Here is a 23,230-nt window from a genome sequence, read left to right as displayed (position 1 = left end):
GCTCCTCACGCGTAGGGGCTGTCGGCGCCCGCGGCGGCGGGGCGGGGGGCACGGGCGGGGCAGCAGCCGACCGGGCACAGGTTGTGGCTCGCGCCGAGCGCTCCGAGGGCGCACGGCGCGACCTCCTGCCCGCGCTCGTCCGCGGACCGCTCCAGGACGAGGTCCCGGACCGCTGCGGCGAACCGCGGGTCGGCGCCCACGGTGGCCGAACGGCGTACCGGCAGGCCCAGCTCCTCCGCCTTGGCCGTGGCCTCCGTGTCGAGGTCGTACAGGACCTCCATGTGGTCGGAGACGAAGCCGATGGGGGCCATCACCACTGCGGGGACGCCGGCCGCGTGGCGCTCCTCCAGGTGGTCGCAGATGTCGGGCTCCAGCCACGGGGTGTGCGGGGCACCGGACCGGGACTGGTAGACGAGCTGCCAGGGGTGGTCGACGCCGGTGCGCTCGCGGACGGCGTCGGCGATCACCTGTGCCACGTCCAGGTGCTGGCGTACGTACGCCCCGCCGTCACCGTGCTCCTCGACCGGACCGGAGGTGTCCGCGGCGGAGGTGGGGATCGAGTGGGTCGAGAAAGCGATGTGCGCGCCGTCCCGGACCTCCTCGGGGAGCTCGGCGAGGGACCGGAGGACTCCGTCGACCATGGGTTCGACGAAGCCCGGGTGGTTGAAATAGTGCCGGAGCTTGTCGGTCCTCGGCAGCTCCAGGCCGTCGGCCTCGAGGGCGGCCAGCGCGTCCGCGAGGTTCTCGCGGTATTGCCGGCAGCCCGAGTACGAGGCGTAGGCGCTGGTGGCCAGGACGAGGATGCGGCGGCGGCCGTCGCGGACCATCTCGCGCAGGGTGTCCGTCAGGTACGGCGCCCAGTTGCGGTTGCCCCAGTAGACCGGCAGGTCCAGGCCGTGCTCGGCGAAGTCCTTGCGGAGGGCGTCCAGCAGGGCGCGGTTCTGGTCGTTGATGGGGCTGATCCCGCCGAAGAGGAAGTAGTGCTGACCGACTTCCTTGAGGCGTTCCTTGGGGATGCCGCGCCCGCGTGTCACGTTCTCCAGGAACGGGACCACGTCGTCCGGGCCCTCCGGGCCGCCGAACGAGAGCAGGAGCAGGGCGTCGTAGGGGCTGGCATCGAGCACGTCTGGCATGTCTCGATCCTGCCACCCGGCACTGACAGCGGGAAAACGGCGGGGTGCCGGCCGTGCGTTTCGCCAGCTCCGCGGGGCTGTTTCCGGGCGGTCGGGCGAGTAATCTGTATCGACTGCGTTCGCACCTTACTAAGCCGCTTCTGAGCTGTTACCGAGCCGTTCCGGAGACCTCGTTGCCCAGCCCCTACCGCGCTCTGTTCGCCGCCCCCGGCACCAAGGCCTTCTCGACCGCGGGCTTCCTCGGCCGGATGCCGCTGTCGATGATGGGCATCGGCGTGGTGACGATGATCTCGCAGCTCACCGGGCGGTACGGACTGGCCGGGGCCCTGTCCGCCACCATCGCGCTCGCCGCCGCCGTGGCCGGACCGCAGGTCTCCCGTCTGGTGGACCGGTACGGCCAGCGGCGGGTGCTGCGCCCGGCGACCCTCGTGTCGCTCACCGCGGCGGCCGTGCTGCTGCCGGCCGCACACTACGGCTGGCCGGACTGGGTGCTGTTCGTGTCCTGCGTCGGCATCGGCTGCGTGCCGAGTCTCGGCGCGATGGTCCGGGCCCGCTGGGCGGCCCTGTACCGGGGCACCCCCCAGTTGCACACCGCGTACTCGTTCGAGTCCGTGGTGGACGAGATCTGCTTCATCTTCGGGCCGATCATCTCCATCGGCCTGTCCACGGCCTGGTTCCCGGAGGCCGGGCCGCTGCTCGCCGCCTGCTTCCTGGCCACGGGCGTCTTCTGGCTGACCGCGCAGCGCGCCACCGAGCCGGAGCCGCATCCGCGCGAACACAAGGGCGGCGGCACCCCGCTGCGCTCCCGGGGACTCCAGGTCCTGGTCGTCACGTTCGCGGCGACGGGCACGATCTTCGGGGCCATCGACGTGGTCACCGTGGCCTTCGCCGAGGAGGAGGGGCACAAGGCCGCCGCCAGCCTGGTCCTCGCCCTGTACGCGGCGGGTTCGTGCACGGCGGCCATGATCTTCGGGCTGATGCGCTTCGCCGGGCCGCCGGAACGGCGCTGGCTGCTGGGCGTCTGTGCGATGGCCGTGAGTATGATCCCCCTCCTACTGGTCGGAAACCTGCTGTTTCTGGCCGCGGCGCTGTTCGTTGCGGGTCTGTCCATCGCTCCCACGATGATCACGACGATGTCCCTCATCGAAGAGCACGTACCACGCACGCAGCTCACCGAAGGCATGACCTGGGTGAGCACCGGCCTCGCGGTCGGGGTCGCGCTCGGCTCCTCCGGGGGCGGCTGGGTGATCGACGCCTCCGGAGCGCGCGCGGGGTACTGGGTTCCGGCGGTGGCCGGAGCCGTCGCGGTCGCGGTCGGTTTCCTCGGGTACCGCCGGCTCAAGCGGCCGGAACCGCGTCGGGGAGGGACCGTTGAGCAGCACACGCACAGCGAACGGGATGGCGAGCGGGAAGAACGGCACATGGCGTAACTGGGGCGGCAACGTCTCCGCGCGCCCCGCGCGGGAGGTCACTCCCGCCTCCGTGGACGAACTGGCCGAGGCCGTGCGCCGGGCGGCCGAGGACGGCCTGCCGGTCAAGGCCGTCGGCACCGGGCACTCCTTCACGTCCATAGCCGCGACGGACGGTGTGTTGATACACCCTCAACTGCTGACCGGCATCCGCAGCATCGACCGCGACGCCATGACGGTCACGGTCGAGGCCGGCACACCGCTCAAGAGGCTCAACCTGGCCCTCGCGCGGGAGGGTCTGTCGCTGACGAACATGGGCGACATCATGGACCAGACCGTCTCCGGGGCCACCAGTACCGGCACCCACGGCACGGGCCGCGACTCGGCCTCGATCGCCGCCCAGATCCGGGGCCTGGAAATGGTGACGGCGGACGGCTCGGTGCTGACCTGTTCCGAGCAGGGGACCGGCGAGGAGCGCGCCCTGTTCGCCGCCGCCCGGATCGGGCTGGGCGCACTGGGCGTCGTCACCGCGATCACCTTCGCCGTGGAGCCGATCTTCCTGCTCACGGCCCGCGAGGAACCGATGCCGTTCGATCGTGTCCTCGCCGACTTCGACGAGCTGTGGACCGAGAACGAGCACTTCGAGTTCTACTGGTTCCCGCACACCGGCAGCACCAACACCAAGCGCAACAACCGCAGCGCCGGCCCCGAGCAGCCGGTGGGGCGGCTCCAGGGCTGGTTCGAGGACGAGTTCCTGTCCAACGGCGTCTTCCAGGCGGCCAACTGGGTCGGCCGCGCCGTGCCCGCCACCGTTCCCACGATCGCCCGGGTCTCCAGCAAGGCGCTGTCCGCGCGGACGTACACGGACACCCCCTACCAGGTCTTCACTTCTCCGCGCAGGGTGCGCTTCGTGGAGATGGAGTACGCCGTTCCGCGCGAGGCCGTCGTGGAGACGCTGCGCGAACTGAGGGCGATGGTCGACCGGTCGCGGCTCCGGATCAGCTTCCCGGTCGAGGTGCGTACGGCTCCGGCCGACGACATCACGCTGTCCACGGCATCGGGCCGCGACACCGCGTACATCGCCGTCCACATGTTCCGGGGCACGCCCTACCAGGCGTACTTCACCGCCGCCGAGCGCATCTTCACGGCGCACGAGGGGCGGCCGCACTGGGGCAAGATCCACACTCGGGACGCCGAGTACTTCTCGCGCGTGTATCCGCGCTTCGGCGAGTTCACGGAGCTGCGGGACCGTCTTGACCCTGATCGCCTGTTCCGGAACGACTACTTGCGCCGGGTTCTGGGGTCGTAGCCGAGGCCTCGGGGGCCGGGCTCGTGGCGTCGTCGGAGCCGTCGGTTCCGTCGGCGTCCGGAGTGGACGTCGGGCTGGACGCCGTACCGCCGTCCTCGGTGGAGGTGCCGCCCGACGACGTGCCGTCGCCGGTTTCGCCCGGGGTGCCGGACGGGGTGGCCGCCGGAGTGTCGCCGCCGGAACCGGAGCCCTCCGAGCCACCTGGCCCATCGGAGCGCCGATTGCCCTGGTTGTCCTGGACGTCCTCGGATCCACCGGAATCGCCCGACTCCCCCGGATTCGCCGTGGACTTGCCGTGGCCGGTGAAGGCGCTGCCCACAGTGGTACTGCGGCCGCCGCCGCTCAAGCTCTCCCCGGAGGCGAGTTCGTACGTGGTGATCCCGACCATGGTGACACCGAAGACGAGGGCCGCCGCGACCAGCGGACGCCTCCAGCCCGTGGTCCGGGCGCGATAGACGGTGCCCCTGGTGAACTCGCCCGGGACCGGCGCGGCCGGACCACCGGTGCGTACGGCGCCGACGGCGCGCTTCACCCTCATCTGCTCGCCGGTGCGCTTGAAGAAGTGCTGGAAAACCGATCCTCCGCACGTGGCGATGACACTGATCAGACCGGCCCCGAGGATCGTGCCGTACACACCGAAGGAGGAGGCGAGTTTGGCGGCCACCACCGCCGCGAGGGCGCTGCCGGCGACCTGGGGCACGCTCAGGTCGATTCGCTTGGACTTCACCTCCGCACGCATATCCGTTTCGCCTGCTCCATCGGGCTTTTCACGCATCCCCGGACCTTGCCTGTCTTTCCCGTACGTGGTCGATCAACTGCACGAGAAAGGGACGTGGGGGCGAAACCATTAGTTCCGTTTCTGGTGATTCCGTGAAGTACGCCACGTCCAAGATCGCGGGAATCGCGCCGGGGGCGGCCGGGCGTCACCCCTTGACGGAAGTTGGGCGGCGCGCCAATCCACGCACGTGGCCCGAATGGAGTACTGTTGCGAGCCCTGGGTCCGGTCTCCCGACAGGGGGTGCAGGACCGCGAAGGACCGCCGGGAGGGGGCTAGTTGCACAGGGTGACGCAGTTGGTCACTCAGCGTTGCCAATAGGTAACCGTGCCATAACGGCGATTCAGGGCCCGCGCCCGACACGCCGGGCAACTCGGCAAGGTTGTGGCAGGCTGCACCCGGGCAGGCCACACTCGACAGAGCGGAAGCAGCGACGCACGTGACGTCGGCAGGCACCACCCGGGAGGTCCCCATGCCCGAACTGCGTGTCGTGGCCGTCTCGAATGACGGCACACGGCTGGTGCTGAAGGCTGCGGACAGCACGGAGTACACGCTTCCGATCGACGAGCGGCTCCGGGCCGCCGTACGCGGCGACCGTCCCCGCCTCGGCCAGATCGAGATCGAGGTGGAGAGTCATCTCCGCCCACGCGACATCCAGGCGCGTATACGTGCCGGCGCGACCGCGGAAGAGGTCGCGCAGATGGCCGGTATCCCCGTCGACCGCGTACGGCGCTTCGAGGGGCCCGTGCTGGCCGAGCGCGCCTTCATGGCGGAGCGGGCCCGCAAGACCCCCGTCCGTCGTCCCGGCGAGAACTCCGGACCGCCCCTCGGCGAGGCCGTCCAGGAGCGGCTGGTGCTGCGCGGCGCCGACAAGGACACCGTCCAGTGGGACTCCTGGCGCCGCGACGACGGCACCTGGGAAGTTCTCCTGGTCTACCTGGTCGCGGGCGAGCCGCACTCGGCGAGCTGGACGTACGACCCGCCCCGGCGGCTCGTTCAGGCCGTCGACTCGGAGGCGCGCGCGCTGATCGGCGAGTCCGACGACCTCGCCGCGCCCGAGCCCAGCTTCCCGTTCGTCCCACGCATCGCACGGCTGCCGCGCGACCGGCCACTGGACCGCACTCTCGACCGGGAGCAGCGGGAGCGGCCGAGCCTGCCTCCGGCGCCGTCCGAGCCGCCCGAGGAGACCGCGACCGCGGCCACCGCCTCGGTCGAACGCGAACGCGACTCCCTCACCAGTCTGCTGGAGGCGGTACCGAGCTTCCGGGGCGACCTGGTGGTGCCCGAGCGCGCTCCGGAACCGGCGGAGGAGCCGGTCGAGGAACCCGAGGTGGAGGAGCCCCCGGCACCTGCGGCGTCGGCCGGTTCCGCCTATGCCGACGTACTCATGCCGCGCTCCGTGGCCAGCCACCGCGACCGCCTCACCGGTTCCACCGACCGCCAGGCCGAGGCCGACGGCGTTCGCCCTGGCCGCCGGGCGGCTGTGCCGAGCTGGGACGAGATCGTGTTCGGGACGCGGCGGAAGAAGCAGGAGTAGGCGGTCTCCGACGATCGGGGCCGGGGTCGCACCCACGTCGGTGCGACCCCGGCCCCGGTCGTCGGGCCAACTCGGCGGTGGGGCCCCGCTGCGGCTTCGCCGCCCCTGCCCCGGGTTTGCCCCCGCCAGGCCCTCGTCGGCTCTGCTCGGGACCCGGCCCCACCCGCTCGGGACCCGGCCCCATCTGCCCGGGACCCGACCCCGCCACTCCTCCGCCAGGCCTACTGCGGGTCCGGCCCCACGGCGACCGGCCGGCCCGGATCCGACGACCACTCCGACCACGAGCCCACGTACAGCGCCGCCGGAATGCCCGCCACCGCCAGCGCGAGCACCTCGTGGGCGCCCGACACGCCCGAGCCGCAGTACACACCCACCTCGTCGTCCTCCGTGGCGCCCAACGTCTTGAAGCGGGCGCGGAGTTCCTCCGCGGGCAGGAACCGGCCGTCCGCCGCCACGTTGTCCGTCGTCGGCGCGGACACGGCGCCCGGGATATGACCACCCACCGGGTCGATCGGCTCGGCCTCGCCCCGGTACCGCTCCCCCGCGCGGGCGTCGAGCAGCACCCCGGAGCGGGCCAACGCGGCGGCCCCGTCGGCGTCCAGCAGCCCCGCCGCGCCCGGCTCCGGAGTGAAGTCGCCCTCCGTGGGCGCGGGGACGTCGGTCGACAGCGGCGCCTCCCAGGCCGGCAACCCGCCGTCCAGCACCCGCACGTTCGGGTGACCCGTCCAGCGCAGCAGCCACCAGGCGCGGGCCGCCGCCCACCCCTGGCCGCCGTCATACACGACGACCGGCCGGCCGGACGACACGCCCGCGCGACGCATCGCCGCGCCGAACACCGCCACGTCGGGCAGCGGATGCCGGCCGCCTCCACCGGGCGCGGAGGCGAGTTCCCTGTCCAGATCGACGAAGACCGCACCGGGAAGGTGCCCGGCGGTGTACTCGGCCCGGCCGTCGAACGGCGGAGCGCCGGCCGCCCCGGCCGTGCTCAGCTGCCAGCGGACGTCGAGCAGGACCGGCGGGTTCGCGTCCGCCAGTTCGGTCACGAGTTGCGATGCGGAGATGGTGGCGTTCATGGCCCCATCCTGGCGTACCGAGTGGCCGCCGCGTCGATGTCGGGCTACTCTGCCCGCCGGACAGTACCGATCACGAGGCGTACGGGTTCGGGCACATGCTGTACTACCCATACAGCCCCGGGCTGCCCCACGGGCGCGCCCGAAACGTGCGGCACCGGATCCGGTGCCGGCATCGGCGCGCAGGTCCGTCAAAGCGGAATCCGTCAGGCGGAAGCGGACGCACGGCCCGCGGAGGGCCGAGAAGAGAGTGACGATGACCGACGCACGGGGGTCGGCCGGCCGGAACGGCGAGACGAACGCCCGGCGCACGCCCGGCACGCCCTGCTGGGTGAGTCTGATGGTGCACGGGCCGGCCGCGACCCAGGAGTTCTACGGAGCGCTGTTCGGCTGGGAGTTCCAGCCCGGCCCGCAGCAGCTGGGCCCGTATGCGCGGGCCCTGATCGACGGGCGCGAGGTGGCGGGTATCGGCCAACTGCCCCCGGACCGGCAGCTGCCCATCGCCTGGACGCCCTACTTCGCCTCCGACGACGTCAACCGGACGGCCGAAACGGTACGCCTGTGCGGTGGCACCATCGGCGTGGGCCCGCTGGACGCGGGCGAGGCCGGCCGTCTGGCCATCGGCTCCGACCCGTCGGGGGCCGTCTTCGGCATCTGGCAGGCGGCTGCGCACCTCGGCACGGCCGTCACGGACGTGCCCGGCACACCGGCGTGGAACGAGCTGATGACCTTCGAGTCGGCGAGCGTCGCCAAGTTCTACGAGACGGTGTTCGGCTTCGAACTGGTACCGGAGGTCTCCGCCGATCTCGACTACGTGACGCTGTGCCTCGAAGGCCGCCCCGTCGCCGGCATCCACGGCGTCGGCAACGCCCTGTCCCGTGACCGGGGGCCGCACTGGGTGACGTACTTCGAGGTGGCCGACGTGGAGGAGTCCCTGGAGCACCTCGCCGATCTGGGCGGGCACGTACTCAAACCGGTCCGGGACACCGCCCACGGCCGGTCCGCGATGGTGGCGGACCCGGAAGGGGCGCGGTTCTCGCTGCTGGAGGGCCGACGGGGCCCGGCCGCGGGGTCGCGGAGTCGCTCAGGCGGGTGACACCGGTAGCACGTCCGGTGACAGCGCCGCCGCGCGGGCCGTCGCGGCGGTCGTACGGCGCCGGTGGTGCCGTCGGCACAGCACCTCGTAGCCGATCTCGTCGGGGGACTGGGCCACGTCGCCGACGACCACCTGGGCGCCCTCGACGACCATGACGCCGCCCACGGTGCGGGCGTTGTGCGTGGCGCGGGCGCCGCACCAGCACAGGGCCTCGACCTGGAGCACCTCGACGCGGTCGGCGAGTTCGACCAGGCGCTGGGAGCCGGGGAACAGCTTGGAGCGGAAGTCGGTGGTGATGCCGAAGGCGTACACGTCCATGCCGAGATCGTCGACCACGCGCGCGAGCTGGTCGATCTGGTCCGGCGCGAGGAACTGCGCCTCGTCCGCGATCACGTAGTCCGCGCGTCCGCCCTGCGAGAGGTGGTCGACGACGTAGGCGTACAGGTCCTGTCCGTCCTCGACCTCCACCGCGTCGGTGACCAGGCCAAGCCGGGAGGAGAGCTTGCCCTCGCCCGCGCGGTCGTCGCGGGTGAAGATCATGCCGGCCAGGCCGCGCGCCGAGCGGTTGTGCTCGATCTGGAGAGCCAGTGTCGACTTCCCGCAGTCCATCGTTCCGGAGAAGAAGACCAGCTCGGGCATGAGGGGTTGAGCACCTTTCGGCAGCGGCGGCGGGAAACGGGGCGGGATGAGACGGGGAGCGGGCGGGATGGGGAGCAGGGCTTCAGGAGCGTACTTCGAGCAGGGGGACGAGTTGTTCGGCAGGGGTCATCGACCCGTGGTTGCCGACCATCGCCGACTCCTTCGGCTCCCGCTCGGAGGCGATGAGCAGGACGTCGTCCCGCGCGGCGGCGACCACGTCGCCGATGCGGTCGTACACCCGGTCGTCGATGCGGGGGCCGAACCAGCCCGCCGCGACCGCCTCGTCCCTCGACGCCACCCAGAACTGCTCGCCGAGCACCTCGCGCCAGCAGGTCAGCACGTCGTTCGCCGCGCCGGGGACGGCGTAGACGTGCCGGGCGCGGCCCTCGCCGCCGAGGAGGGCGACGCCCGCCTTCAGCTCCCAGTCGTCGTCGAAGTCGATGCGGTGGTCCTCGTCGAAGGGCACGTCGACCATGCCGTGGTCGGCGGTGACGTACAGGGCGCTGCGCGGTGGCAGCTGCTCGGCGAGGCGCTGGACGAGCCGGTCGACGTGCCCGAGCTGGCCGCGCCAGGTGTCGGAGTCGACGCCGAAGCGGTGGCCGGCGCCGTCGACCTCGGCGTAGTACGTGTAGACGAGGGCGCGGTCGGCGCCGGCCAGTTGCTCGGCGGCGCAGTCCATCCGGTCCTCGCCGGACAGCCGCCCGTGGAACGTTCCACCGCTGAGCGCGACCTTGGTCAGCGGGGTGTTCGCGAAGGTCGGGGAGGAGACCTGCGCGGCGCGCACGCCCGCCTCGTGGGCGAGCTGGAAGACGGTGGGGTACGGCTGCCAGGGGCCCGGCGCGGTCCACGGCTGCCAGCGCAACTGGTTCATCAGCGCGCCGGTGGCGGGATCGCGCACGGTGTAACCGGGCAGGCCGTGGGCGCCCGGTGGCAGGCCGGTGCCGACGGAGGCGAGGGAGGTCGCGGTGGTCGCCGGGTAGCCGGCGGTGATCGGGCGTCCGGTGCCGCCGCGCGAGGTACCCAGCAGCGAGCTGAGGAAGGGGGCGTCCTCCGGGTGCGCGCGCAGTTGCTCCCAGCCGAGGCCGTCGATCAGGAACACGCAGCTCCGGTCGGCCGGGGTCAGCTCCGTGATGCCCGCGGTCATGCCGGGGACGCCGAGGCCGGCGGCCAGGGTGGGCAGCAGGTCGGCGAGCGAGCCCGTGCCGTACTCGGGCACGGGGGCGGAGTCGACGGGGAGGGGCTCCGGATCGGTGTCCCAGGCGGCGGGCTGCACCATCAGCGGGCGGAATCCGCGGTCGCCTCGGAGAGGGCCTGGGCGAAGGCGAGCGCCTGGCGCACCGTCTCCGGGCCGTCCCCGGCCTCGCTGACGCGCAGGCTGAGGTCGTCGGCCGTCGAACTGCCCGTGTAACCGTGGTCGGCCTCGCAGTTGGGGTCGCCGCAGGCGGCCGGCTCCAGGTCGAGGCGGGAGACGGCACCCCAGCCGATGGTCAGCACGATCTCGCGGGGCAGCGTGCCCGGCTTGTACTGCTCCGGGTTGGCGACCACGCGGCTGACGACGATGGACGAGATCCGGCCGAGCTTGACGGACTCCGTGGAGGTCGTGGCGTACGGCGTCGGGGAGGTGTCGTCGGCGGCCTGCTCGTCGGTGTGGCTGACGATGAAGCGGTTGCCGGTGAGCACGAGCACGGTCACGTGCCTGCGCACCTCGTTCTGGTCGAACGTCGTCTCCTGGTGGACCAGGTACGACCTGACGGGCTCGCCGCCCACGGCGGCCTCCACCGCCTCGGCCACGAGGGCCGGGTAGTAGCCGCTGCGCTCGATCGCCGCTCGCAGCCCCTGGGTCGTCGTACTGGTCTTGGCCATGACGTCCATCCTACGGGGGCGCACCGACTGCGAGGCACGCTCGTGCCGTACCCGGCCCCGGCAGTGGGCGGTCAGTACGCAGGCAGGGTCCGCGGGCCGAGGTCGTCCCTGGCAGGCGGGGGCGCGAGGCGGACGGAGGCGCCGAGGACGCTCAGGCCGCGCGGGGCGACGACGACCGGTTCCAGGGTGACCGCGACGACCTCCGGGTGGTCGTCGACCAGCCGGGAGACCCGCAGCAGCAACTCCTCCAGGGCGGAGCTGTCGACCGGGGCCGAGCCGCGCCAGCCGAAGAGGAGGGGCGCCGTACGGATCGAGCGGATGAGCGAGGTGGCCTCCCGGCCGGTGACCGGGATCAGCCGGTGCGCCATGTCGCCGAGCAGCTGGGTGGCGGCCCCGGCGAGCCCGAAGGAGAGCACGGCACCGGCCGCCGGGTCGATGACCGCCCGCACGACCGTGTCGACGCCGCGCGGTGCCATGCCCTGCACCACCGGGCGCAGTTCCTGGGGCTTCCCGAAGAGCTCGGTCAACTCGGCGTACGCCCGACGCAGTTGCTCCTCGTCCGCGAGGTCCAGGCGTACGCCGCCCAGATCGGCGCGGTGGCGCAGGTGCGGGGCGGTGGCCTTGAGGGCGACGGGGTAGCCGATGGTCCGCGCGGCGGCGACGGCGTCGTCGGGGGTGGGGGCGGGCAGGGCCCGGTGGACGTGGATGCCGTACCTGCCGAGCAGGTCGCAGGTCTCCTGGGTGCCGAGGGTGAGCCCCTGCCCGCGCGCGAGGTGCCCGGCTATCAGTCCGGCGGCGCCCTTCTCGTCGATGTCCTCGTACTCCGGCACCTTTCCGGGGTCGGCGGCGTCGCGTCGCCACTGGGCGTATGCGACGGCCTGGGCGAGGGCGCGGACGGCCCGCTCGGCGGCGGGGTAGGCGGGGATGAGGTGGGCCCCTTCCGGAGCCTCGGCGGAGGGCAGCCGCTGTGCCGGGGCCGCGGAGCGGGGCTCCTCACGGGTGCTCGACGCCGTCCGGGGGGCCGTGCTCGCGGTGGCCTGAGGTGCCGTGCTCGTCGCCGCGGACAGGGCTTCCGCGAGGCCGCCCAGTTCCACGTGGACCACCAGGACCGGTTTGCCGGGCTCCGCGGCGGCCGCCGACCGCAGGGCCGTCGCCAGCGCCGCGTCACCGGCCGATCCCTCCCCCACCGTCGGGATGGCCGTCACCACCACCGCGTCACACGTGTCGTCGGCCAGGGCGCGGGAGAGAGCCGAGTGGAAGTCGTCCGCGGAGGCCGCCGTCGTCAGGTCCAGGGGCGAGTGCGGCCGCAGCCCCTCGGAGAGGCAGACGTCGTACGTCAGAAGGCCCAGTGATTCGGAGTTCCCCAGGATCGCCACCCTCGGGCCGGCGGGCAACGGCTGGCGGGCGAGGAGCAGCCCGGCGTCGACCAGGTCGGTGATCGTGTCGACGCGGATCACGCCGGCCTGCCTCAGCAGCGCGGAGACCGTCGCGTGGGGCAGCCGCGTCGCTCGGACCGCGTGTCCCTGCGGTGCCACGCCGCCGTGCCGGGCGCCCTGTACCACGACCAGCGGTTTGACGGCCGCCGTCCGCCGGGCCAGGCGGGTGAACTTGCGCGGGTTGCCGATGGACTCCAGGTACATCAGCGCGACGTCGGTCTCCGGGTCGTCGTACCAGTACTGGAGTACGTCGTTGCCGGAGACGTCGGCACGGTTGCCGGAGGAGACGAAGGTCGACACTCCGGTGACGCCGGTGACCCCGCCGCCGCGCCGGTGCAGCCGGGACAGCAGGGCGATGCCGATGGCGCCGGACTGGGCGAACAGCCCGATCCGGCCGGGGCGGGGCATCTCGGGGGCGAGGGAGGCGTTGAGCCGCACCTGGGGGGACGAGTTGATGATCCCGAAGGCGTTGGGCCCGATGATCCGCATGCCGTACGTGCGCGCGTGCCGCACGAGGGCGCGCTGTCGTTCGCGTCCTTCCGGGCCGCTGTCGGCATACCCGGCGGAGATCACCACGAGGCCCTGCACGCCGTGCTCGCCGCACTCGGTGACGACCTCGGGGACGTGTTCGGCGGGCACGGTGACGACCGCGAGGTCGACGGGCCCGCCGATCTCGCGCACCGAGCGGCGGGCGGGCACCCCGTCGAGCTCCTTCTGTGCCTCGGGGAGGGCCCTGTTCACGGCGTACAGCCGGCCGGTGTAGCCCGCGTCCCGGATGTTGCCGAGGATGCTGCGGCCGACGCCTCCCGGTGTGCGGCCGGTGCCGATGACCGCCACCGAGCCGGGCTGCAACAGCCGCTGAACCGAGCGCGCCTCCGCGCGGTGCTCGCGCGCGTACTGCACGGCGAGCGAGCGGTCGGTCGGTTCGAGGTCGAACTCCAGCCGGACCACACCGTCCTCGAAGCTCCGCTTCTGGGTGTACCCGGCGTCCATGAACACCTTGATCATCTTGGTGTTGGCGGGCAGCACCTCGGCGGCGAAGCGGCGGATGCCGCGCTCGCGGGCGACGGCGGCTACGTGCTCCAGCAGGGCGGAGGCGACGCCGCGCCCCTGGTGGGCGTCCTGGACGAGGAAGGCGACCTCGGCCTCGTCGGCCGGTGCGGAGGCGGGTGTTCCACCGGCGCCGATCCGGTCGTAGCGTACGGTGGCGATGAACTCGCCGCCGATGGTGGCCGCGAGTCCCACCCGGTCCACAAAGTCGTGGTGCGTGAAGCGGTGGACGTCCTTGGCGGACAGGCGAGGGTACGGCGCGAAGAAGCGGTAGTACTTCGACTCGTCGGAGACCTGCTCGTAGAAGCTGACCAGGCGCCCGGCGTCATCAACGGTGATGGGGCGGACGCGCGCGGTGCCGCCGTCGCGCAGCACCACGTCGGCTTCCCAGTGGGCGGGGTACTCGTGCCGGTCCGACGAGGTCTGCATGGGCCCCAGAGTACGGCTCGCGTACGACAACGGCGCGAGGCAGTCTGTGGAGGACGGAAGGTCGGGCCGAGGCCGCGGTCCGACGACCACACGGGACGGCAGCGGCCGTCCTCGCAAGCTTCACGATGTGGGAAACTGGTCTAGACAAGACTGGTCTAGACAACCTGAAACCCCTGAAAACCTGAAGGGCAGCATCACATGGCTGAGCGCCGCGTCAACGTCGGCTGGGCCGAGGGTCTCCACGCCCGCCCCGCCTCCATCTTCGTCCGAGCCGCCACGGCCACAGGCGTCCCGGTGACGATCGCCAAGGCCGACGGGGCCCCCGTCAACGCGGCCTCCATGCTGGCCGTCCTCGGCCTCGGCGCCCAGGGCGGCGAGGAGATCGTCCTCGCCGCCAACGCCGAGGGCGCGGACGCCGCCCTGGACCGGCTGGCGAAGCTGGTCGCCGAAGGACTCGAGGAACTTCCCGAGACCGTCTGAGCAACGCAACACCGAAAGGCCCGCCCGGAACACCGGGCGGGCCTCTTGTTTTCTATTTCCGCTTCCCCCGTTCATGGGCAGCAAGAAATAGCCCCCCGAATTAATCTCTCTTTGTATACGGCGCCCGCGTTAATGCCGCAGGCTCGGCATGTTTACGGGACGTTGCGATTTCCTCACACGCTCCGCCCGCTCACCCCCGGAAACGAATCGCAGCCGGTACGCCGACGTCGACCGCTCGGTGTGCAGCGTCATGAGCGCCCGCGCGCGCTCGCCGTCGCCCCGGGCCACCGCGTCGACGATCGCGCCGTGCTCCGCCCAGCACTCCACCGGCCCGGCCGACGCCTCCACGACGTACATCCAGGCGATCTTGTGGCGCAGCTGGGTCAGCAAGGCCGTCAGCGAAGGGCTGCCGGCGGCCTGGGCGAGGGTCTCGTGGAACCACCCGTCCAGTGAGCGCAAATCCTCGCTGTTGCCCTGCCTGGCGCGCTCCTGCCCCAGCCTGACCAGCCCGCGCAGCACCCTGAGGTGGGCCTCGGTGCGGCGCCGGGCGGCCCGGGAGGCGCCGAGGGGCTCAAGGAGCGTGCGCGTCTCCAGCAGGTCGGCGGCCTCCTGCTCGGTGGGTTCCGCGACGCACGCGCCCGCGTGCCGCCTCGTCACCACGAAGCCTTCGGCCTGCAGCGTGCGCAGGGCCTCACGGACAGGGACGCGGGAGACGCCGTAGCGGCGGGCCAGGAGTTCCTCGGTGAGCCGACTGCCGCGTCCGTGGACGCCGGTGACGATGTCGTCCCGGATCGCCGTGCACACCGAGTGCGCCGGAATACGCATGCCCGACCTCCGCCTTAATCCCCGTGAAACGTCGACGATTGACGTGTGCTCAGTGACTCTAGGCCAATCAAGCGCATATTCCGACGGCAGGGCGGATTTCATGGATATTTTTTGGCCAGCGACACTTCCACCGAGGGAAAAGAAGTCCGAAAGCCCCGGCTCGGGGAGCCGGGGCTTTCGGATGCCGTACCGTCCGTCGTCAGACGTTCACACCGTGGGAGCGGAGGTAGGCGACGGGGTCCAGGTCCGATCCGTACTCGGAACTCGTACGGGCCTCGAAGTGCAGGTGCGGTCCGGTGACGTTGCCGGTGGCGCCGGACAGGCCGATCTGCTGCCCGGGGGTGACCGCCTGGCCGACCGAGACGCCGATGGACGACAGGTGGCCGTACTGCGTGTACGTGCCGTCGTGCATCTTGATCACGACCTGGTTGCCGTAGGCCCCGCCCCAGCCGGCCTCGACGACGGTGCCGACGCCGACCGCGTGCACGGACGTGCCGCTGGAGGCGTGGAAGTCGATGCCGGTGTGACTGCCGGAGGACCACAGCGAGCTGCCGGCCTGGTAGGCGGTGGAGACGTAGGAGGCGGTGATCGGCGGCACGAAGGTGTTGAGGCGCTTGCGCTCCGCCTCCCGCGCGGCGCGCTCCTTGGCCTCGCGCGCCTCCTTGGCCGCCTCGGCCGCCCGCTCGCGCGCGGCCTCCTGGGCCGCCTCACGGGCGGCGGCGTGCAGGGCCGCCTGCTCCTGCGCGGTGGCCTGGGCGTCGATCTCGTCGGCTATGGAGTCGCCGATGGTGATGACCGGGGTGAGTCCGCTCTGCTCCGCCCGGGGCTCGGCGGCGAGCGCCGGAGCCGCGAGGGTGCCGACGACGCCGGTGGTGGCGAGGGCCGCGACACCCGCCGCGCGGGCGGTGGTGCGGTGCACCCGGCTGGGACGACGGTGCTTCCCGGTGGCGCGCGTGAACGCCATGTAGAGGCTGGTCCTTTCCTTCCCTCTCGCCTACCGGGTTAGCTGACGGGTTCGGAGGTGGAAGGTCTCCTACGGACCCCCTCGCTGCGCGCGGGCGCCCGATTCACCCCAGGGACTGCGGTGGGTCCCCGGCTCCCCTGGCTCGCGCCGTACGGGGACTCGGCGATGACTGTCCGGTGCCGCGGGTGCGGCGCACTGCCTGACGAACAGCCCGGATGACGCTAAACGCGGCTGTGTTCAATCCTCAAACGCAACAAGCCTTTTGTAGCGCACGCCACAGGGCAGACAGGCAGCCTTTCCCTCAATCCGGACAAAAGGCGGCCCTGGTGACACTCCGGTCACCAGGGCCGCCGCGCGTGTGTGCCGCTAATCGGCCGCCACCACGGTGACTTCACCGATGCCGAGGGCCTCGACGGGCTCCTTGATCTGCGCCGCGTCGCCGACGAGGACCGTCACCAGACGGTTCACCGGGAAGGCGTTCACGACCGCCGCCGTGGCCTCCACGGTGCCCGTGGAGGCGAGTTGGCGGTAGAGCGTGGCCTGGTAGTCGTCGGGCAGGTGCTGCTCGACCTGGTCGGCCAGCGTGCTCGCCACGGCCGCCGCCGTCTCGTACTTCAGCGGCGCCACGCCCACCAGGTTCTGCACGGCGACGTCACGCTCGGCGTCGGTGAGACCCTCCGCTGCGAGCGTGCGCAGCACCGTCCACAGGTCGTCCAGGGCGGGACCGGTGTTGGGAGTGTCCACGGAGCCGCTGATGGCGAGCATCGCGGCGCCCGTGCCGTCGGGCGCGGAGCGCATGACCTGCCCGAACGCCCGTACGCCGTAGGTGTAGCCCTTCTCCTCGCGCAGGACGCGGTCCAGGCGCGAGGTGAGGGTCCCGCCGAGGCAGTAGGTGCCGAGTACCTGCGCGGGCCACACGCGGTCGTGCCGGTCGGCGCCGGTGCGGCCGATCAGCAACTGCGTCTGGACGGCACCGGGCCGGTCCACGATGACGACCCGGCCGGTGTCGTCGGCGCTCACCGGGGGTACGGGACGCGCCTCGGCCGCGGAGCCGGTCCACGCGCCCAGCGTCTCGCCGAGCAGCGCGTCGAGGTCGACGCCGGTGAGGTCGCCGACGACCACGGCGGTGGCGGTGGCGGGTCGGACGTGCTTCTCGTAGAAGGCGCGTACGGCCGCCGAGTCGATGCTCGCGACCGTCTCCTCGGTGCCCTGGCGCGGGCGCGACATACGCGTCCCGGCCGGGAACAGCTCCTTGGAGAGTTCCTTGGCCGCGCGGCGCGAAGGGTTGGCCAGCTCGTGCGGGATCTCGTCGAGCCGGTTGCGGACCAGCCGTTCGACCTCGCCGTCCGCGAACGCGGGCGCCCTGAGCGCGTCGGCGACCAGGCCCAGGGCCTTGGCCAGCCGTGAGGCCGGCACCTCCAGGCTCAGCCGGACGCCGGGGTGGTCGGCGTGTGCGTCGAGGGTGGCACCGCAGCGCTCGAGCTCGGCGGCGAAATCCTCGGCGGAGTGCTTGTCGGTGCCCTCGGAGAAGGCGCGCGCCATGATCGTGGCGACACCGTCGAGGCCGGCCGGCTCGGCGTCCAGGGGGGCGTCGAGAAGCACCTCCACGGCGACGACCTGCTGGCCGGGGCGATGACAGCGCAGCACGGTGAGGCCGTTGTCGAGGCTGCCGCGCTCGGGGGCCGGGAACGCCCACGGCCTGGGCTCGCCGGCCTGCGGCCGGTTGTGGAATTCCATGGTGGCGAGCTCGGTCACTTGGCCGCCTCCTCGTTCTCGTCGGTGGCGTCGTTCTCGTCGGCGGGGGCGGTCGGCTCGTAGACGAGCACCGCGCGGTTGTCGGGGCGCAGGCGGGCCTTGGCGACCTCCTGGACCTCCTCGGCCGTCACCTCCAGCACCCGCTGCACGGCGGTCAGGGCCAGCTGCGGGTCGCCGAACAGGACGGCGTACCGGCACAGTTCGTCGGCGCGGCCCGCGACCGTGCCGAGGCGGTCCAGCCACTCGCGCTCCAACTGGGCCTGGGCGCGCTCCATCTCCTCGGCCGTCGGGCCCTCCTCGGCGAACCGGGCGAGCTCCTCGTCGATGGCGGTCTCGATGACCGGCACCTCGAAGTCACCTGACGTCTTCACGTCCAGCCACCCCAGGGAGGGCGCTCCGGCGAGCCGCAGCAGGCCGAAGCCGGCGGCGACGGCCGTACGGTCGCGCCGTACCAGCCGGTTGTACAGGCGGGACGACTCACCGCCGCCCAGGACGGTGAGGGCCAGGTCGGCCGCGTCGCACGCGCGCGTGCCGTCCTCCGGCAGACGGTAGGCCGCCATCAGGGCGCGGGCCGGGACCTCCTCCTCGACCACCTCGCGCAGCTGCCCGCCCATGACGTCGGGCAGCGAACCGCCCCGGGGGGCCTGCTTGCCGTCGTGCGAGGCGATGGAGCCGAAGTACTTCTCGATCCAGGCGAGCGTCTGCTCGGGGTCGATGTCGCCGACGACCGAGAGCACCGCGTTGTTCGGCGCGTAGTAGGTGCGGAAGAACGCGCGCGCGTCCTCCAGCGTCGCCGCGTCCAGGTCGGCCATGGAGCCGATCGGAGTGTGGTGGTAGGGGTGCCCCTGCGGGTAGGCGAGGGCGGTCAGCTTCTCGAAGGCCGTGCCGTAGGGCACGTTGTCGTAGCGCTGGCGGCGCTCGTTCTTGACGACGTCCCTCTGGTTCTCCATCGACTCCTCGTCCAGCGCGGACAACAGGGAGCCCATGCGGTCGGCCTCCAGCCAGAGGGCGAGCTCCAGCTGGTGGGCGGGCATGGTCTCGAAGTAGTTGGTGCGCTCGAAGCTGGTGGTGCCGTTGAGCGAGCCGCCGGCGCCCTGCACCAGTTCGAAGTGGCCGTTGCCCTTGACCTGGGCGGAGCCCTGGAACATGAGGTGCTCGAATAGGTGAGCCAGGCCGGTACGTCCCTTGACTTCGTGGCGCGAGCCGACGTCGTACCAGAGGCACACCGCCGCGACCGGGGTCAGGTGGTCCTCGGAGAGCACCACGCGCAGGCCGTTGGCCAGGCGGTGCTCGGTCGCTGTCAGGCCGCCGGAGCCTGCCTGGGCGGTGGCCGTGTGACCCATGGGCATGTACGTCCCTTCGATCGCGAAATCCTTGGTGGAAACACTTGGTGGATCATTGGGCGGAACTGCGGAATTCCGCCGATCCTGCCACTGTATGCAAGCGTGCGGGACACCGGTGGAGTTCCCGGACCTCGTACGCCGAGAGCGAGAACGGGGTTGGCGGCCCGAGCGGCCCGAGCGGCCCGACCGGGGCGGGGGCGCAGGACGAGGGCGTACCCTGCGGGCAGCGCCGGGCCGGGCAGCCCGTGACGGGTCCTGGTCGGTCGCTGTCAGTGCCGCAGTCCACAATGGACCGCGTCAGATCACCGTTCACGCTTCAGCAAGGAGCCGGCAGCGATGGCCCGCCGTAGTACGAAGACCCCGCCGCCCGACGACTCGTACGAGGAGAAGATCCTCGACATCGACGTCGTCGACGAGATGCAGGGCTCCTTCCTCGAGTACGCGTACTCGGTCATCTACTCCCGGGCGCTGCCCGACGCCCGCGACGGCCTCAAGCCGGTGCACCGCCGCATCGTCTACCAGATGAACGAGATGGGCCTGCGGCCCGAGCGCAGTTACGTGAAGTGCGCCCGCGTCGTCGGCGAGGTCATGGGCAAGCTGCACCCGCACGGCGACGCGTCGATCTACGACGCGCTGGTGCGCATGGCCCAGCCGTTCTCCATGCGCGTGCCCCTGGTCGACGGCCACGGCAACTTCGGCTCCCTGGGCAACGACGACCCGCCGGCCGCCATGCGGTACACCGAGTGCCGGATGGCCGAGGCCACCAGCCTGATGACGGAGTCCATCGACGAGGACACCGTCGACTTCGGCCCCAACTACGACGGCCAGGAGCAGGAGCCGGTGGCGCTGCCCGCCGCCTTCCCGAACCTGCTGGTCAACGGCGCCTCCGGGATCGCGGTCGGCATGGCCACGAACATGCCGCCGCACAATCTGCGCGAGGTGATCGCGGCCGCCCGGCACCTGATCCGGTATCCGAACGCGGACCTCGAAGCCCTGATGAAGCACGTTCCGGGACCCGACCTGCCCACCGGCGGCCGGATCGTCGGCCTGCCCGGCATCCGGGACGCCTATGAGACGGGCCGCGGCACGTTCAAGATCCGGGCGACGGTCGCCGTGGACACCGTGACGGCCCGCCGCAAGGGGCTCGTCGTGACCGAGCTGCCCTTCGCGGTCGGCCCCGAGAAGGTGATCGCCAAGATCAAGGACCTGGTCGGCTCGAAGAAGCTCCAGGGCATCGCCGACGTCAAGGACCTCACCGACCGCGAGCACGGGCTGCGCCTGGTCATCGAGATCAAGAACGGTTTCGTGCCCGAGGCGGTCCTGGAACAGCTCTACAAACTGACGCCGATGGAGGAGTCCTTCGGCATCAACAACGTCGCCCTGGTGGACGGCCAGCCGCTGACACTGGGCCTCAAGGAGCTGCTGGAGGTCTACCTCGACCACCGCTTCAACGTCGTACGGCGCCGCAGCGAGTTCCGCCGGAGCAAGAAGCGCGACCGTCTGCACCTGGTCGAGGGCCTGCTCACCGCCCTGGTCGACATCGACGAGGTCATCCGCCTCATCCGCTCCAGTGAGAACTCCGCACAGGCCAAGCAGCGCCTGATCGAGCACTTCTCGCTCAGCGACGTCCAGACCCAGTACATCCTGGACACGCCGCTGCGCCGGCTCACCAAGTTCGACCGCATCGAGCTGGAGTCGGAGAAGGAGCGGCTGAACGCGGAGATCGAGGAGCTGACCCGGATCCTCGACTCGGACGCGGAGCTGCGCAAGCTGGTCTCGACCGAACTGGCAGCGGTGGCCAAGAAGTTCGGCACCGACCGCCGTACGATGCTGCTGGAGTCGTCCGGCGCTCCGGTCGCCGCGGTTCCGCTCCAGGTGGCGGACGACCCGTGCCGGGTGCTGCTGTCCTCGACGGGCCTGCTGGCCCGCACCGCGAACGACGAGCCCCTCGTCACGGAGGCCGGCGCCAAGCGCGTCAAGCACGACCTGATCGTCTCGGCGGTGCCGGCCACGGCCCGCGGCGAGGTGGGCGTGGTGACATCGGCCGGGCGCCTGCTGCGGGTGAACGTCGTGGACCTGCCCCAGCTCCCGGAGCCCATGCCGACGCCGAACCTCTCGGGTGGTGCGCCGCTGGCGGAGTTCGTGACCCTGGAGGACGACGAGACGGTCATCTGCCTGACCACCCTGGACGAGTCCTCACCCGGCCTGGCGCTCGGCACGGAACAGGGTGTCGTCAAGCGTGTGGTGCCCGACTACCCGTCCAACAAGGACGAGTTGGAGGTCATCGCCCTCAAGGAGGGTGACCGGATCGTCGGCGGCGCCGAGCTGCGCACCGGTGACGAGGACCTGGTCTTCATCACGGACGACGCGCAGCTGCTGCGCTACCAGGCCTCGCAGGTCCGCCCGCAGGGCCGTCCGGCGGGCGGTGTGGCGGGCGTCAAGCTCGCCGACGGCGCCAAGGTCATCTCCTTCACGGCGGTGGACCCGGCTGCCGAGGCGGTGGTGTTCACGGTCGCCGGTTCGCGCGGCACGCTCGACGACTCCGTCCAGACCACGGCCAAGCTCACGCCGTTCGACCAGTATCCGCGCAAGGGCCGCGCCACGGGTGGCGTGCGCTGCCAGCGGTTCCTGAAGGGCGAGGACTGCCTGGCCTTCGCCTGGGTGGGCGCCACCCCGGCGCTCGCCGCGCAGAAGAGCGGCGCCCCCGCCCAGCTCCCGGACATCGACCCGCGCCGTGACGGCTCGGGCGTGTCGCTGCCGAAGACGGTGGCGGTGGTGGCGGGACCGGCCTAGGACCCGTCCCGGGCACCGGGCGGCGGTTCGTCGGCGCCTGGTTCGTCGGCGCCTGGTTCGTCGGCGCCCGGTTCGTCGGCGCCCGGTTCGTCGGCGCCCGGTTCCTCGCCGCCCGGTTCGTCGGCGCCCGGTTCCTCGCCGCCCGGTTCGTCGCCGTCCGGTTCCTCGCCGCCCGGTTCGTCGCCGTCGGGGTCCGGTACGTAGCGCAGGACACCCCACATTCCGTGCTCGTCGGCCGGTGGGGCGTCGGCGTCCCTGCGGCACGCGCCGAGTTCCTCGCCGAGGGCCGGCGCGTCGATGCCTGAGCCGATGAGCACGAGCTGGGTGCGGCGGGCGTCGGCGGGCGCCCAGGGCCCCGGGTAGAAGCGCAGGAAGCGCCCCACGGCGTGGACGGCGTACCGGTTCCGCGTGTCGTACGGGCCGAAGTCGGCGTATCCCTTGATCCGGTACAGGCCCTCCGGCCGGCTGTCGAGGAAGCGCATGAGCCGGCGCGGGTCGAGCGGGACGTCGGAGACGAACGACAGGGTGTCGTAGGCGGCGTGCAGATGCTCGGCGTGGGCGCCGCCCCTGGAGTGGTCGTGCAGGTCGTCGAAGGACAGCTGCCCCACGCGCTCCTCGCTCGGCCGGCAGTCGTAGAGGAACTCCGGGTCGATGCGGCCGTAGGTCGCGGGCACCACGGCGGCGCCGTCCGCGAGCGAGTGGACGAGGGCGAGCACGCGCTCGGCGTCCGGAGCCCGGTCGGTCTTGTTGACCACGATCAGGTCGGCGAGCGCCAGATGCCGGTCGATCTCGGGGTGCCTGTCGCGCGTGGCGTCGAACTCGGCCGCGTCGACGACCTCGACGAGTCCGCCGTAGACGACCTCGTGCTGCTCGCTGGCCAGCAGCATGCGCACCAGTTCCTGCGGCTCCGCGAGGCCGCTGGCTTCGATGACGATGACGTCGATGCCGGCCTCGGGGCGGGCGAGCCGCTCCAGGTACCCGTCCAGTTCACTCGCGTCGACGGCGCAGCACAGGCACCCGTTGCCGAGTGACACGGTGGAGTCGCCGAGTGCACCGGCCACGGCCATCGCGTCGATCTCGATGGAGCCGAAGTCGTTGACGATGGCACCGATACGGCTGCCTCCGCTGCGGTGGAGGAGGTGGTTGAGGAGTGTGGTCTTTCCGGAGCCGAGGAATCCGGCGAGTACGACGACCGGGATCTGCTGCGGAGTCGGGCGATGCCCCACCGTGCGACCTCTCTCTCACCTACGCGTACGCCGGCCCGCGGCGGGGCGTACACCCACGTACGGAACTGCCTGATCAGGATACGAGCCGGCGGAGTGGG

17 protein-coding genes, 1 pseudogene and 1 riboswitch are annotated in these 23,230 nt (G+C 71.9%); of the genes and pseudogenes, 6 read left to right on the top strand and 12 right to left on the bottom strand.

Going from position 1 to position 23,230, the window contains the following annotated elements; all coding sequences use genetic code 11:
- Positions 1 to 5: 5 nt before the first annotated feature.
- Positions 6 to 1,133 (bottom strand): ferrochelatase, encoded by a 1,128-nt coding sequence (locus tag ACIQ1J_RS13310; protein ID WP_403556834.1) that lies wholly within the window; start codon positions 1,131 to 1,133, stop codon positions 6 to 8.
- 173 nt (positions 1,134 to 1,306) lie between these two features.
- On the opposite strand from ACIQ1J_RS13310, the gene ACIQ1J_RS13305 reads away from it, so the two are divergent.
- Together ACIQ1J_RS13305 and ACIQ1J_RS13300 are read left to right on the top strand one after the other, a co-directional pair.
- Positions 1,307 to 2,563: an MFS transporter gene (locus tag ACIQ1J_RS13305; RefSeq protein ID WP_210964035.1), complete on the top strand. Its 1,257-nt coding sequence runs from the start codon at positions 1,307 to 1,309 to the stop codon at positions 2,561 to 2,563.
- A complete protein-coding gene (locus ACIQ1J_RS13300; protein ID WP_403557183.1) occupies positions 2,532 to 3,851 on the top strand; it encodes a D-arabinono-1,4-lactone oxidase in 1,320 nt (439 codons plus the stop codon). Before ACIQ1J_RS13305 ends, ACIQ1J_RS13300 begins: the two co-directional genes overlap by 32 nt.
- Here ACIQ1J_RS13300 and ACIQ1J_RS13295 read toward each other — a convergent pair.
- Entirely contained in the window at positions 3,775 to 4,626 is an 852-nt protein-coding gene (locus ACIQ1J_RS13295; protein WP_403556832.1) for a hypothetical protein, read from the bottom strand. The two genes, ACIQ1J_RS13300 and ACIQ1J_RS13295, sit on opposite strands and share 77 nt — an antisense overlap.
- Positions 4,627 to 5,098: 472 nt before the next feature.
- On the opposite strand from ACIQ1J_RS13295, the gene sepH reads away from it, so the two are divergent.
- Positions 5,099 to 6,163 carry a septation protein SepH gene (gene sepH, locus ACIQ1J_RS13290; RefSeq protein ID WP_403556830.1) on the top strand — a complete coding sequence of 355 codons (1,065 nt, stop codon included), beginning with the start codon at positions 5,099 to 5,101 and terminating at the stop codon, positions 6,161 to 6,163.
- 221 nt (positions 6,164 to 6,384) lie between these two features.
- On the opposite strand, the gene ACIQ1J_RS13285 is transcribed toward sepH, so the two are convergent.
- A complete protein-coding gene (locus tag ACIQ1J_RS13285) occupies positions 6,385 to 7,236 on the bottom strand; it encodes a sulfurtransferase (RefSeq protein ID WP_403556828.1) in 852 nt (283 codons plus the stop codon).
- A 253-nt stretch (positions 7,237 to 7,489) separates the two neighbouring features.
- Between ACIQ1J_RS13285 and ACIQ1J_RS13280 the strand changes: the two genes are divergently transcribed.
- Positions 7,490 to 8,329 (top strand): VOC family protein, encoded by an 840-nt coding sequence (locus ACIQ1J_RS13280; RefSeq protein WP_403556826.1) that lies wholly within the window; start codon positions 7,490 to 7,492, stop codon positions 8,327 to 8,329.
- Here ACIQ1J_RS13280 and ACIQ1J_RS13275 read toward each other — a convergent pair.
- The 4 genes from ACIQ1J_RS13275 to ACIQ1J_RS13260 all read right to left on the bottom strand — a co-directional run bounded on the left by ACIQ1J_RS13275 (position 8,318) and on the right by ACIQ1J_RS13260 (position 13,746).
- Positions 8,318 to 8,968, bottom strand: coding sequence for a thymidine kinase (locus tag ACIQ1J_RS13275; RefSeq protein ID WP_310870784.1), 651 nt, complete (start codon positions 8,966 to 8,968; stop codon positions 8,318 to 8,320). The two genes, ACIQ1J_RS13280 and ACIQ1J_RS13275, sit on opposite strands and share 12 nt — an antisense overlap.
- 82 nt (positions 8,969 to 9,050) lie before the next feature.
- Positions 9,051 to 10,244, bottom strand: coding sequence for an alkaline phosphatase family protein (locus ACIQ1J_RS13270; protein ID WP_403556824.1), 1,194 nt, complete (start codon positions 10,242 to 10,244; stop codon positions 9,051 to 9,053).
- Entirely contained in the window at positions 10,244 to 10,840 is a 597-nt protein-coding gene (locus ACIQ1J_RS13265) for a DUF5998 family protein (protein ID WP_403557182.1), read from the bottom strand. The genes ACIQ1J_RS13270 and ACIQ1J_RS13265 overlap by 1 nt, the downstream gene beginning before the upstream one ends.
- A gap of 62 nt (positions 10,841 to 10,902) precedes the next feature.
- Positions 10,903 to 13,746 carry a GNAT family N-acetyltransferase gene (locus tag ACIQ1J_RS13260; RefSeq protein WP_403556822.1) on the bottom strand — a complete coding sequence of 948 codons (2,844 nt, stop codon included), beginning with the start codon at positions 13,744 to 13,746 and terminating at the stop codon, positions 10,903 to 10,905.
- Between the two features lie 198 nt (positions 13,747 to 13,944).
- Here ACIQ1J_RS13260 and ACIQ1J_RS13255 point away from each other — a divergent pair, with 198 nt between their 5' ends.
- Complete coding sequence (locus ACIQ1J_RS13255) at positions 13,945 to 14,226, top strand: HPr family phosphocarrier protein (RefSeq protein ID WP_403556820.1); 282 nt, start codon at positions 13,945 to 13,947, stop codon at positions 14,224 to 14,226.
- 129 nt (positions 14,227 to 14,355) lie between these two features.
- On the opposite strand, the gene ACIQ1J_RS13250 is transcribed toward ACIQ1J_RS13255, so the two are convergent.
- The 4 genes from ACIQ1J_RS13250 to ACIQ1J_RS13235 all read right to left on the bottom strand — a co-directional run bounded on the left by ACIQ1J_RS13250 (position 14,356) and on the right by ACIQ1J_RS13235 (position 19,119).
- The gene (locus ACIQ1J_RS13250; RefSeq protein WP_403556818.1) at positions 14,356 to 15,051 is read right to left on the bottom strand and encodes a GntR family transcriptional regulator; all 696 of its coding nucleotides are present in this window, start codon (positions 15,049 to 15,051) and stop codon (positions 14,356 to 14,358) included.
- A 199-nt stretch (positions 15,052 to 15,250) separates the two neighbouring features.
- Positions 15,251 to 16,015, bottom strand: coding sequence for a M23 family metallopeptidase (locus ACIQ1J_RS13245; RefSeq protein ID WP_403556816.1), 765 nt, complete (start codon positions 16,013 to 16,015; stop codon positions 15,251 to 15,253).
- A 12-nt stretch (positions 16,016 to 16,027) separates the two neighbouring features.
- Positions 16,028 to 16,190, bottom strand: a riboswitch (cyclic di-AMP (ydaO/yuaA leader).
- Between the two features lie 191 nt (positions 16,191 to 16,381).
- Positions 16,382 to 17,770: a M16 family metallopeptidase gene (locus ACIQ1J_RS13240; protein ID WP_403556814.1), complete on the bottom strand. Its 1,389-nt coding sequence runs from the start codon at positions 17,768 to 17,770 to the stop codon at positions 16,382 to 16,384.
- Positions 17,767 to 19,119, bottom strand: a complete 1,353-nt coding sequence (locus ACIQ1J_RS13235; protein ID WP_403556812.1) for a M16 family metallopeptidase — start codon at positions 19,117 to 19,119, stop codon at positions 17,767 to 17,769. Before ACIQ1J_RS13235 ends, ACIQ1J_RS13240 begins: the two co-directional genes overlap by 4 nt.
- 330 nt (positions 19,120 to 19,449) lie before the next feature.
- Between ACIQ1J_RS13235 and ACIQ1J_RS13230 the strand changes: the two genes are divergently transcribed.
- The gene (locus tag ACIQ1J_RS13230) at positions 19,450 to 21,906 is read left to right on the top strand and encodes a DNA topoisomerase (ATP-hydrolyzing) subunit A (protein WP_403556810.1); all 2,457 of its coding nucleotides are present in this window, start codon (positions 19,450 to 19,452) and stop codon (positions 21,904 to 21,906) included.
- Positions 21,907 to 22,079: 173 nt separating this feature from the next.
- Here ACIQ1J_RS13230 and ACIQ1J_RS13225 read toward each other — a convergent pair.
- Positions 22,080 to 23,132 (bottom strand): annotated as a pseudogene (locus ACIQ1J_RS13225) (CobW family GTP-binding protein); the annotation flags it as partial.
- Positions 23,133 to 23,230: the final 98 nt, after the last annotated feature.

This window comes from Streptomyces sp. NPDC097107, from assembly GCF_044762405.1.
GTDB lineage: Bacteria > Actinomycetota > Actinomycetes > Streptomycetales > Streptomycetaceae > Streptomyces > Streptomyces thinghirensis.
Note: the sequence above shows the minus strand (reverse complement) of the source record. Positions and strands in the feature narration are given on the sequence as shown.